Genomic DNA, 11,998 nt, shown 5'->3' on the forward strand with positions numbered 1-11,998 from the left:
GGCGCGCCGGTGGCCGGCTGGGCGTCGGGGCCGTTGGGTGCGGTGCAGGTCGCCGATCGGGAGATCGCCCGGCAGACGGCGGCGCGGGCGCGGGCGGTGGCGGAGTTCGCGGCGTCCCGGCCGGCGTCGGCCGACCGGCAGCCCGGTGAACGCGGTGCGATGAGCGCGGCGCGGCGGGCGGCCCGGCCGGCGGTGCTGGCCGATGTGTCGGAGTGGGCGGCCCAGGAGCTGTCGATCGCCCTGGGGTCGAGCAAGGAGGCCGCCGGGCAGCTGCTGGAGCGCTCCCTCACCCTGGTGCACCGGCTGCCGGGAACGCTGGACGCGCTGGAGTCCGGGCTGTTGCACGCCGGGCACCTGTGGGCGCTGCTGGAGCGGGTCGCGCCGGTTCCCGATGACCGGAAGCGGGCCGAGCTGGAGCGGGACGTGCTGGCCTGGGTGGCTACGCGGGCCGGCAAGCGGCAGCTCACCACCCCCGCACAGCTCGGTGCGAAGCTGCGCCGGATGGGTCTGGGCCGCGACCCTCGGGAGGAAGCGAACGAGCTGCTGGCGGCGCTCAAGGAGCGTGGGGTGTGGGCACGGCCGGACCGCCGCCCCGGCATGGCGGCGCTGACCTCGCTGCTCACCCAGCCCGAGGCCCAGGCGGTGGTCGACGTCCTGGGCCGCTACGCCGACGCCCTCGACGACCCCGCCGACCGCCGCACCCGGGGTCAGCGGATGGCCGACGTGCTGCTGGACCTGGTGCTGCGCCCGGGCGAGAGCCGGCTGCCGCCGGTGCAGGCGCAGCTGACCGTCGTCGCCGGCGTCCGCACCGTGCTCGGCGGCAGCCAGGCCGGGGAGATCGGCGGCGAGCCGGTGCCGGCGGAGATGGTCCGCGCCGTCGCCCGCGCCCTGGGCCTGCTGCCGACCCCCGCAGCCGGCCCGGCGCCTCCCGACCCCGTCGGCGGGGACCGGAGCCCCGAGCGACCGCTCACCCGGTGGGATCCCGAGGACCCGGCACAGCAGATGTGGCCGGACTGGCTGCGCGAAGCCGACCAGCGGTGGTGGGCCGAGCTGGAGGCCCGCGCCCTGGCCGGCGTATGGGCCGGTGAAGAGGATCCGCCACCGGAGGTGCAGCAACGGATCTGGGCGGAAGAAGCCCGGTGGGCCGCCCAGCCGCCGGCCGACGATCGCGAGTCCGGAGCAGCGCACACAGACGTCCTCACGCGGAAGGACCAGAGGTGGGCGGCCACGGAGTCCGATCCCTCCAGGTCGCCGACCCCGGTCGAACTGTGGCCGGCCGCGCATGCGGCAGTGGATGAAGCGAACCTCGCCCAGCTGGAGCTGGACCGGGCGATCGACCGCGCCTCCGGGGCGGTCGACCGGGCGCGACTGGCCGACCGCAAGGACGAGCAGAGCTGGCGACACACCCCGGACGGCCGGGTCGACGCGGCCCGATCGGACCTGGCAGCGCTGGCCGCGGCGACCGTCGCCCAGCGCGCCGAGCTCGCCGCGCTGCTCGACCTGTCCGGTGGTGGCACGCTGGTCGACCGGCCGCGCATCGCGGTCGTCGACGAGCTCACCGGCGCCCTGCTGGCGCTCACCGACAGCCGCGAACTACGCCGCCGCGCGACCTGCGGCCGCCCGGCCTGCCGCCGGAGACCGGCCCGCTGCGACCACGACCTCAGCGACCGCCCGGGCCTCGGCCCGCCGCCACCCACCGACGGCTACCGGCCCGCCGCCGACCTCGACCGGTACCTGCGCGCCCGTGACCACCGCTGCCGCTTCCCCGGCTGCCGCCGCCGCGTGCCCGGGAGCGGTGAACTGGACCACAACACGCCCTACCCCGACGGGCCGACCGCCGCGGAGAACCTGACCGGCTTCTGCACCGGCGACCACCGCGGCAAGCACCAGGCACCGGACTGGAGCTACGACCTGACGCCCGACGGCACACTCACCGTCACCACCCCCACCGGCCTGGTCGCCCAGACCGAACCGCCCCCGTTCTGACCCGGATGTGCGGCGGTCACAGCGTCCGGACGTAGGCCGCGCTGTCGGCCTGCGCCCGCTGCCTCTCCGACCCAGGACCACCCGGGCGCGATGCAACCCCCGCCGATGCGGCGCGCCGGCCCGACCTCCGCTGTGTGGCCACCCCCACGACTCGTGGATCTCGGTCAGACCGCGCCCTTGTCGGCGTCACCGGCGGGCACGGCGGTCAGCCGGCGCACGTCCGGCGCAGCGGCCAGCTTGTCCGCCAGCGCGGCGCCCAGCGTCGTCAGCGCCTCGGCCTTGCCGTGCGCACGGAGCGCCTCCGGGCTCTCCCACCGCTCCACCATGACGAAGATCCCCTCGCCCTCGTGCAGTGCGTAGAGCTCGCAGCCCGGCTCGGCGTGCACCTCGGGTACGGCGGCCAGGATCGCCTCCCGGACGGCATCCACCGCGTCGGGCTTGGGCGTGAGGGTGGCGACGACGACGACGGACACGGGGCCTCCTGGAGCGACGGCGATCAGGGAACCCGGGCGGTTGCTCTGGTGGAGCGGCCCCGGCGGGGTCAGGATGCCAGTCGTGGTCGACGACGGTTCCCCCGCTCCCCCGTCCGCAGGCCACCCCCTGCGGGTGGCGGTCGTCGGCGCCGGCCCCGCCGGCATCTTCGCCGCCGACGCCCTCACCCGGCAGAGCGCGGTACCCGTCGCCGTCGACCTGGTCGACCGGCTGCCCACGCCGTTCGGCCTGGTACGCCACGGGATCGCGCCGGACCACCCGAAGATGCGGGCCATCCGGGACACGCTGCACCGCAGCCTCGACCACCCGCTGGTCCGGTTCGTGGGCAACGTCGAGGTGGGCACGGACATCACGCTGGCCGAGCTGCGCGAGCACGTCGATGCGGTGATCTACACCTACGGGGCCGCGCTCGACCGGCACCTGGGCATCGAGGGCGAGGAACTGCCGGGCAGCCTGGCAGCCACCGACGTCGTCGCCTGGTACTGCGGGCACCCCGACGCCGACCGCGGCACGGTCGAGGCCGCCCTGGCCGGTGTCCGGTCGGCCGTGGTGATCGGGGTCGGCAACGTCGCCCTCGACGTCGGGCGGATCCTCGCCCGCACCGCCGAGGAGCTGGAACCCACCGACATGCCCCAGCACGTCATCGACGCCCTCGCCGCCGCGCCGGTCGAGGAGGTCACCGTGCTCGGCCGGCGCGGCCCGGCGCAGGCCACCTTCACCACCCAGGAGCTCCGGGAGCTCGGCGAGCTGGCGGCGGCCACGGTGCTCGTCGACGCCGCCGACCTGGAGCTCGATCCCGACGCCGAGGCGCGCGCCGCCGCCGACCGCAACGCCGCCCGCAATCTCGCCGTCCTGCGCGAGTACGCGACGCACACCCCGGAGCCCGGGCGCGCCCGGCTGCGGCTGCGCTTCTACTCGCGGCCGGTGCGGCTGCTGGGCACCGACCGGGTGACCGGCGTGGAGGTGGAACGCACCGCCGTCGACGGCGACGGCCGGGCAATCGGGACGGGTGAGTTCGAGGTGCTGCCGGCCGACCTGGTGGTGCGGTCGGTGGGCTACCGCGGCAGCCCGCTGCCCGGGCTCCCGGTCGACGAGCGCTCCGGCACGGTGCCGAACGAGGAGGGTCGGGTGCTGCGGGAGGGCCGCCCATCGCCCGGGGAGTACGTCGCCGGGTGGATCAAGCGCGGGCCCAGCGGGGTGGTGGGGCACAACAAGCACGACGCGCGGGAGACCGTCGCCGCACTCCTGGCCGATGCCGCCGAGGGGTCGCTGCGCGTGCACGGGGAGCGCGATGACCTGGTGCACACGCTGCGGGCCCGCGGCGCGGAACCGGTGCTGCTCGAGGACTGGCGGGCGATCGACACCGCGGAGCAGGCGCTCGGGGCCAGCCGGGGCCGGGCCAGGACCACGCTGCACGAGCGGGAGGCGCTGATGGCCGCCGTCCGGGCTGCCACCGCTCGCTAGCCCACCGCGCGGATCAGTTCCTCCGCGGCTCCCGCCGAGGACGCCGCGACGAAGCGGATCTTCGTCGCGGTGTCCGGGTCCAGCCGCAGCGGCCGCCCGTCGTCGGTCAGGGCGGCCCCGCCCGCGGCCAGCAGCACCGCCAGGCCGCCGGCGACGTCGTGCACGTGCGTCCCGCTGCGGTCCAGGTCGTGCCAGGCCGCCGCCGCCCCGTCGGCCACCAGGCACAGGTCGACGGCGGTGCAGCCGGTCACCCGCACCCGCTGCGCCGTCGACGGGACGGCGACGGCGCCGCCCCCCGGCCCGCTGGGGACGACGACGGTACTGCCCGGCCGCGGCTCGATCGGGACGGCGTCCCGCTCGGCACCCACCCCGTGCACGCCGGTCCACCGCCGCCCCGACGCCAGGTCGGCCACCAGTCCCGCGACCGGCACCCCGCCCTCCACCAGGCCCGCGGAGAACGCCCACGGCGGCAGCCCGGCGGAGAAGTTGCCGGTGCCGTCCAGCGGGTCGAGGACGATCCAGGGCTCCCCGGCGGTGACCGGGCGGTCGCGGCGTTCCTCGCTGAGCACGGTCACCCCGAGACCGCCCAGCACCTCGACGGCAGCGGCGTGCGCGGCCTCGTCCGCGGCCAGCGACGGGCTGCCGTCCCGCTTGGTCCGCTCCTCGCCGCTGTCGCGGGCCAGCGCGACGGCGATCTCCACCCGGGTGGCAGCCAGCGCGGCCAGGTGCCGGAAACGGTCGGCCAGCGGGGCCTCGGGGGCAGGCACGGGCACGGCGACCCAGCGGTCGGTGCTGCCGTGCCGGGCGCGTTCGCACCCCCACCCCGCGGCCAGCGCCCGGACGGCCGGGTGGTCCAGGGTGACGCCGGTGCGCCGCAGGACGACGGCCTCGGCGAACCCGTCGGAGTGCCACTGCCGCCGGACCAGCGCCGCCTGCCCGGTGCCGAGCAGCACCCGCAGCCGGGGGTCGTGGACGGCCGGGGCCAGTGCGGCCGGCTGCAGGCCCAGGGTGAGCGCCGCCGCCCGCACGTCCGTCCCGCTGACCGCCACCCGGAGCTCCCCCTCGGGTGCCGGCCGTCGCAGGAACCAGCGCTCAGCCACTGTTGCGCAGTGCGGTCGCGATGCCGTTGATGGTGAGCTGGATGTTCCGGCTGGTCAGCTCGTCGTCGGGGCCGTCGTCAGGAACGGCACTGCGCCGGCGTCGCAGCATCTCCACCTGCAGGTGGTGCAGCGGCTCCAGGTACGGGAACCGGTTGCGGATCGAGCGGGCCAGTGACGGGTTGTCGGCCAGCAGGTCCTCCTCACCGGTGATCGCCCGCGTCATCCGGCAGGTGCGCTCGTGCTCCGCGCTGATCCGGTCGAACACCCGGGCACGCAGCTCCTCGTCGGGCACCAGCCCGGCGTACCGGGCAGCCAGGCCCAGGTCGGTCTTGGCCAGCACCATGCCCATGTTGGACAGGACCGTGCGGAAGAACGGCCAGCGCCGGTACAGCTCCCGGAGCTGCTGGAGCCGTTCGGGCGATCCGTCGACGAACGACTCCAGCGCCGATCCGGTGCCGTACCAGCCGGGCAGCATGATCCGGGTCTGCGACCAGCTGAACACCCACGGGATCGCCCGCAGGTCGGCGATCGAGTCGCCGGCCTTGCGGGAGGGCGGCCGGCTGCCGATGTTGAGCTCGGCCAGCTCGCCGATCGGGGTGGCCGCCCGGAACCACTCGACGAATCCGGGCGTCTCGTGCACGAGCTCCCGGTAGGCCCGCTGGGCGCGGGCGGCGAGGTCGTCGAGCAGCGCGTACGCCTCGTCGGCGTCCTGGCCCAGCCCCTCGACGTCCAGCAGCGTCGACTCCAGGGTGGCGGCGACCAGCGCCTCCAGGTTCCGGCGGGCCAGGTCCGGATCGGCGTACTTGGCGGCGATCACCTCGCCCTGCTCGGTGATCCGCAGGGCCCCGGCCACCGCACCGGGCGGCTGCGCCCGGACCGCCTCGTAGCTGGGGCCACCGCCCCGGCCGACGGTGCCCCCGCGACCGTGGAAGAGCCGCAGCCGGATGCCCTCCCGGCGGGCCACCTCCACCAGGTCGAGCTCGGCCCGGTACAGCGCCCAGTTGGCGGCCAGGTAGCCGCCGTCCTTGTTGCTGTCGGAGTAGCCGAGCATGACCTCCTGGACGTTCCCCCGGTTGGCCACCAGCGACCGGTACAGCGGCTGGTCGAGCACCGCACCGAGCGTGGTCCCGGCAGCCTGGAGGTCGCCGATGGTCTCGAACAGCGGCGAGATGCCGACCGGGCAGGTGGGCCCTGGGTGGGTCGGCGAGGAGAGGACGCCGGCCGGGTCGAGCAGGCCGACCTCCTTGAGCAGGACGGCGACCTCGAGCACGTCGCTTCCCGACTCGCACATGCTGATCACGTAGTTCGGGATGGTCCTCGGTCCGAGCAGCGCCACCTGCCCGGCGGCGGCGAGGAGCACGTCGAGCTCCTTCCGGGTGCCCTCGGAGAGCTGGGCGTCGGGTCGCACCAGCGGACGGCGCAGCGCCAGCTCCCCGGCCAGGAGCTCGACCCGGGCCGCCTCGTCCAGCGCCGTGTAGTCGTCGCACACCCCCGACCAGGCGAGCAGCTCGGCGACCACCTCCTCGTGCACCGCCGAGTTCTGCCGCAGGTCCAGTCCGCACAGGTGGAAGCCGAAGACCTCGACCGCCTCCCGCAGCCGCAGCAGGCGGTCGTCGGCCAGCGCACCGGCACCGTGGCTGCGCAGCGACGCGTCGACGACGTCGAGGTCGGCCCGCAGTTCGTCCGGATCGGCGTAGGCGGCGACCTCGGGACCGGGTGGGCGGCCACCGGGCACGGTCCCCAGCACCCGGACGGCGGTGGCGGCCAGGCGCGCGGCGATGCCGGTGAGCGCCCGGCGGTAGGGCTCGTCGGCGCGGAAGGGCGAGTCGTCGCCCGAGGCCTCGGCCAAGGCGTAGAGCTTCGGCGTGGGGGTGATCAGCCGGTCGGACATGGACAGGTCGCTGCGCAGCTGCGCGAGCTCGGCCAGGTGGTGGCCCAGCGCCGTCTCCGCCTGCCGGGTGGTGGCCCGGCGCAGCGCCTCGGCGGTGACGAACGGGTTGCCGTCCCGGTCGCCGCCGATCCAGGAGCCGGGCAGCAGCATCGGCCGGCGCAGCACCCCTGCCCCCGGCCACCGCTCCTCCACCGCCCGGCGCAGCTGGGCGTTGATGGCCGGCACCACGTCGAACAGCGACAGCTCGTAGTAGCGCAGCGCCTCGTCGATCTCGTCCTCGAGCCGGAGCCGCGACAGCCGCAGCAGCGCGGTCTGCCAGAGGGTGAGCACCGAGCGCCCCAGCCGCGCCGACCACTCGCCGTCGACGTCCCCGTCGCCCGTGCGGTCCCGCTGCCGGATCAGCTCGGCGATCTGGCGCTGCACCTGGAAGACGGTCTTGCGGCGCACCTCGGTGGGATGGGCGGTGACCACCGGGCAGACCAGGGCACCGGCCAGCTCGCGGGCGACGGTGTCGACGGAGAGGTCGGCGCGGTCCAGCAGCGCGAAGGTGGCCGCCAGGCTGCCCCGCTGCGGCGGGGAGCCGGCCCGCCGGTGGTGCCGCCGGCGGCGCTCGTGGTGGATGTCCTCGGCCAGGTTGGCCAGCACGGAGAAGTGGCTGAAGGCCCGGATCACGTGGTTGGCCGAGCGGACGTCGAGCCCGTCGAGCCGGGCGGCGAGCGCCACCCGGTCGCCCTCCGAGCGGTGGACCCCAAACGCCGCCAGCCGGGTGGACTCGACGAGCTCCAGGACGTCGGGCCCGGCGTGCTCGCCGATCACCCCGCCGAGGACGCGCCCCAGCAGCCGGATGTCCTCGCGCAGCGGCTCGTCGTCGGCGCGGCCGCCGGTCCCGGCGGATCCGGAGTGGCGGAGATCGGCGACGTCGACGGTTGCTTCGGACACGGCCCGAGTATCTCGGACGGGGAGACGGGGATCACACCCCCACCGGTCTCAGTCGTGTTCGAGCTCCCCCAGGCACTGCGCCGCCAGCTGGTCGCCGGCAGCGGCGCCGAGGCGGAACTGCTCCACCGCACCCTCGAGGTCGCCCCGGTCGGCCAGCAGGACGCCCAGGTTCTGGTGGCAGTAGGGATCGCCGGCGGCGATCCCGCTGCGGTAGGCCTCCTCCGCGGCCTCCTCGTCACCGAGGTCCTCGCGGTACAGGTTGCCCAGCGGCAGCCAGGCGACCTGCTCGCCGAGCTTCGCCCCGCGCTCGAGCACCGAGCGGGCCTCGCCGGAGCGGCCGGTCTCGCGCAGCAGGTGGGCCAGATCGGCCCGGGCGGCCGGGAAGTGGTGCTGGCCGGCCCGCAGGTCCGCCTCCAGCGAGGGGTCGAGGCTGGAGCACCAGCGCCAGCAGGCGACGACGGCGGCGGCCTCCTCGTCCCCGGCGGCGGCGAACTCCTCCGCGACCACCAGCGCCTGGTCCCGCTCGCCCTGCTCGCGCAGCAGGAAGGCCAACTGCAGCCCGCCCTCCAGGTCGCCGGCGGCGGCGGCGCCCCGGTAGGCGCGCATCGCCCCGGCGAGGTCCCCGAGGTCCTCCAGCACCAGGCCGAGGTTGCGCCAGGCGTCGGCCTCGCCGCCGCGCAGCGCCACCTCGTAGGCGTCGACCGCCTCCTCCCACTGGTTCCGGGCGGCGAGGGAGTTGCCCAGGTTGAACGCGGCGACGGAGTCGCCGAGGTCGAAGGCCCGGCGGAAGCACGTCTCGGCGTCCTCCTGCCGACCGGCGTCGGCCAGGTCGCAGCCGAGGTCGATCAGCGCATCGGCGTCGTCGGAGGCGAGCAGCCGCCGCAGCCGCACGTCCAGGTCCTCGGTCATGCCGCCGATGATCACGGCGGCACGGCCGGTTCCGCGCCTGTCCGTCCGGGAACCTCACCCCAAGGGAGCGCCCGGGGGCACCGGGGTCACCCGATCAGCTGTCCCCGGCCCCCGCTCAGGCTCCGAACGCCTCCCGCCAGGCCGGCATGAGAGCGCGCTCGGCCCACTCCAGGTACGGCTTCTGCTGGTCACCACCGATCTGCACGAGGGCCAGGTGGGTGAAGCCGGCGTCGGCGAACTCCCTGGCTCCCTCGATCACCGCCTCGACGTCGTCGCCGCACGGGATCGACCCGGCGACGTCGTCGGGCGTCACGAACTGCGCGGCGGCGTCGAAGGCGCTCGGGCCGGGCAGCTCGGCGTTGACCTTCCACCCGAACCCGAACCAGCGGAACAGCTCGTGGGCCCGCGCGACGGCGGCGTCCCGATCGGTGCCGAAGCTGATCGGCATCTGCCCGATGCGCGGCTTGCCCGCGCCGCCGGCGGCGTCGAAGTACTCGCCGAGCTCGGCCTTCGGCTCGACGGCGACCATCACGTCGCCGAGCTCACCGGCGATCTCGCAGGACTGCTTGCCCGAGACCGCGATGCCGATCGGCACGCGGGTCTCCGGCAGGTCCCAGAGCTTGGCCGACTCGACGTCGAAGTGCTTGCCCCGGACGTTGGTGTGGCCCTCGCCGTCGAAGAGGTCGCGGATGATGTGGACGGCCTCGACCAGCATCTCGTGGCGGACGTCTGCCGGCGGCCAGCCCCCGCCGACGATGTGTTCGCTGAGGTTCTCCCCCGCGCCGAGCCCGAGGGTGAACCGGCCCTCGGAGAGGATCTGCAGGGTCGCCGCCTGCTGGGCGACGACGGCCGGGTGGTAGCGGAACGTCGGGCAGGTCACGTAGGTCATCAGCGGGATGCGGCTGGTCGCCTGCGCGGCCGCGCCCAGGGTCACCCAGGCGTTCGGGGAGTGACCCATCTCGGCCAGCCACGGGAAGTAGTGGTCGCTGCTGACGGCGAAGTCGAAACCGACCTCCTCCGCCCCCACCACGTGGCGGACGAGATCCTTCGGCCCGGCCTGCTCGGTCATCATCGTGTAGCCCAGCTGCATCGCCATGCGGCGCGGCTACCCCGGGCCGATCGCGCCCAACCGGGCCGACGCCCGGGTGGCCGGCCGGGTCGGCTCGCGGTCGTGGGCCGGGTGCGGTGTCATCGGGTCATGAGCGAGCGCAACGGCGTGGCGCAGCCGCCTCCGGGCGTCGGCCTGGAGCAGCTGCGCACCGCAGCCGCCGGCTGCCGGGCGTGCGAGCTGTGGCAGGACACCACCCAGGCCGTCTTCGGCGAGGGCCCCGAGACCGCCCGGATCGTCTTCGTGGGCGAGCAGCCCGGCGACCAGGAGGACCGCAGGGGCGAGCCGTTCGTCGGCCCGGCCGGCCGGCTGCTGGACAAGGCGCTCGACGAGGCCGGGATCGACCGCGCCGAGGCGTACGTGACCAACGCCGTGAAGCACTTCGGGCACGTCACCAAGGGCAAGCGGCGGATCCACCAGACACCGGGTGCGGAGCACCTGCGGGCCTGCCGGCCGTGGCTCGAGGCCGAGTTCGCCGTCCTGCAACCGGAGGTGGTGGTCGCGCTCGGTGCGACGGCGGCGAAGTCGCTCATCTCGCCCTCGTTCCGGATCACCCGCGAGCACGGGCAGCTGATGCCGTGGAGCCCTCCGGGCGCCGCCACGCCGGCCGAGGACGACGACGAGGACGCCCCGCACCAGACCTGGATCCTCGCCACCACCCACCCCTCGGCGATCCTGCGCACCCCCGCCGAGGCCCGGGACGCCGCCTACGGCGCCCTGGTCGCCGACCTGAGGGTGGTCGCGCACGCCCTGGCCTGAGCTCGCTGCGCCGGCGGTCAGGCCCGCTCGTCCACCGTCGACCTCGAGGCGCGGAACAACCAGAACGAGGGCACGAGCACCGCGACGGCGACCATCGCGACGATCACCACCACCCCACCGGATGCCATGGCGAAGGTGACCCCGGCGGCGCTGGCCAGCCCGCCGGCGCGCAGGTCGCCCAGCCGGGGGCCGCCGGTGACCACGACGATGAAGACGCCCTGCATCCGGCCCCGCATCTCCTCCGGGGCGGCCAGCTGCAGCATCGCCGACCGCAGCACCGCGCTCACCATGTCCCCCGCCCCCGCGACGGCCAGGCACAGCACCGCCAGCCACAGCGTCGGGGCGTAGCCGAACCCGATGATCGCCACGCCCCACACCGCGATGGAGACGATCACCACCGCGCCCTGCCGGTCGACCTTCGAGACCCAGCCGGAGGTCAGGCCCATCGCGAGCGCGCCGATCGAGATGCCGGCGAACAGCCAGCCCAGCGCGTTCGGCGACCCCTCGAACCGGGTCTCGGACAGCTCGGGGAACACCGCCTGCGGCCAGGCGAAGAGCATCGCGATGATGTCGACGACGAACGTCATGAGCAGTACCGGCTGGGTGCGCAGGAACGCGAAGCCCTCCCACACCCCCTGCAGGGTCGTCCCCAGCCGCAGCGGGCCGGCACCCCGCCCGGGTGGCAGCGGCGGTAGCCCCCGCAGCAGTACCACGGCGACGAGGAACCCGACGGCATCGATGGCGTAGGCGGTGAACAGCGAGCCGAGCCCGATCAGCAGGCCGGCCACCAGCGGGCCCACGATGACGCCGATCTGCCGGACGGTCATGGCCAGTGCGTTGGCCGCCGGCACGCCGGCCGGCCCGACCAGCGCGGGGATGACGGCGTAGCGCGCCGGGGAGTTGACGGCGGTGAAGGCGGAGACCGCGGCGGTCAGCACCCACAGCAGGGCGAGATTCCCGCCCCCGGGCAGCAGCGCCTGCGCCGCGAGCAGGGCGCTGGTGACCGCGGCGCCGACGGAGGTGATCACCAGCAGCCGGCGGCGGTCCATGGCGTCGGCGATCGCCCCGCCGAGCAGCCCGAAGACGATGAGCGGGACCAGCGCGACCATCGAGGTGATGCCGACCATGAACGAGGACCCGGTCAGCGCGTAGACCTGGAACGGGACGGCCACCAGCGTCATCTGCTGCCCGACGGTGGTGGTTGCGATCCCCCAGAACAGCCGCCGGTAGCCGGGGTCGCGCAACGGCGTGGTGTCGATCGTCCACCCACGCCGGCGCACCCGCTCCGGGACGGGCTCCTGGACCGGCGCGCCACCCTCCGCAGGGTCGACCGGCTGGGTCACGGTGCCA

At 75.3% G+C, this 11,998-nt stretch carries 9 protein-coding genes; 3 read left to right on the forward strand and 6 right to left on the reverse strand.

What is annotated here, in order from left to right; all coding sequences use genetic code 11:
* Positions 1–1,986: HNH endonuclease signature motif containing protein (locus QOZ86_RS11825; protein ID WP_284492166.1), on the forward strand; the 1,986-nt coding region annotated here is incomplete at its 5' end.
* 164 nt (positions 1,987–2,150) lie between these two features.
* Here QOZ86_RS11825 and QOZ86_RS11830 read toward each other — a convergent pair.
* Entirely contained in the window at positions 2,151–2,459 is a 309-nt protein-coding gene (locus QOZ86_RS11830; RefSeq protein WP_284492167.1) for a putative quinol monooxygenase, read from the reverse strand.
* A 73-nt stretch (positions 2,460–2,532) separates the two neighbouring features.
* Here QOZ86_RS11830 and QOZ86_RS11835 point away from each other — a divergent pair, with 73 nt between their 5' ends.
* Complete coding sequence (locus QOZ86_RS11835; RefSeq protein WP_284492168.1) at positions 2,533–3,942, forward strand: ferredoxin--NADP reductase domain-containing protein; 1,410 nt, start codon at positions 2,533–2,535, stop codon at positions 3,940–3,942.
* Here the strand turns inward: QOZ86_RS11835 and QOZ86_RS11840 are convergent.
* From QOZ86_RS11840 to QOZ86_RS11855, 4 genes are all read right to left on the reverse strand, one after another.
* A complete protein-coding gene (locus QOZ86_RS11840) occupies positions 3,939–5,042 on the reverse strand; it encodes an inositol monophosphatase family protein (RefSeq protein WP_284492169.1) in 1,104 nt (367 codons plus the stop codon). The two genes, QOZ86_RS11835 and QOZ86_RS11840, sit on opposite strands and share 4 nt — an antisense overlap.
* A complete protein-coding gene (ppc, locus tag QOZ86_RS11845; protein WP_284492170.1) occupies positions 5,035–7,872 on the reverse strand; it encodes a phosphoenolpyruvate carboxylase in 2,838 nt (945 codons plus the stop codon). Before ppc ends, QOZ86_RS11840 begins: the two co-directional genes overlap by 8 nt.
* Positions 7,873–7,920: 48 nt before the next feature.
* A complete protein-coding gene (locus tag QOZ86_RS11850) occupies positions 7,921–8,781 on the reverse strand; it encodes a tetratricopeptide repeat protein (RefSeq protein ID WP_284492171.1) in 861 nt (286 codons plus the stop codon).
* Positions 8,782–8,896: 115 nt separating this feature from the next.
* Positions 8,897–9,877 (reverse strand): TIGR03557 family F420-dependent LLM class oxidoreductase, encoded by a 981-nt coding sequence (locus QOZ86_RS11855; RefSeq protein WP_284492172.1) that lies wholly within the window; start codon positions 9,875–9,877, stop codon positions 8,897–8,899.
* A gap of 102 nt (positions 9,878–9,979) precedes the next feature.
* Here QOZ86_RS11855 and QOZ86_RS11860 point away from each other — a divergent pair, with 102 nt between their 5' ends.
* A complete protein-coding gene (locus QOZ86_RS11860; RefSeq protein ID WP_284492173.1) occupies positions 9,980–10,648 on the forward strand; it encodes a UdgX family uracil-DNA binding protein in 669 nt (222 codons plus the stop codon).
* Between the two features lie 17 nt (positions 10,649–10,665).
* On the opposite strand, the gene QOZ86_RS11865 is transcribed toward QOZ86_RS11860, so the two are convergent.
* Positions 10,666–11,991, reverse strand: a complete 1,326-nt coding sequence (locus QOZ86_RS11865) for an MFS transporter (RefSeq protein ID WP_284492174.1) — start codon at positions 11,989–11,991, stop codon at positions 10,666–10,668.
* Positions 11,992–11,998 lie beyond the last annotated feature (7 nt).

The sequence above is a fragment of the Blastococcus capsensis genome, assembly GCF_030165005.1.
Classification (GTDB): domain Bacteria; phylum Actinomycetota; class Actinomycetes; order Mycobacteriales; family Geodermatophilaceae; genus Blastococcus; species Blastococcus capsensis.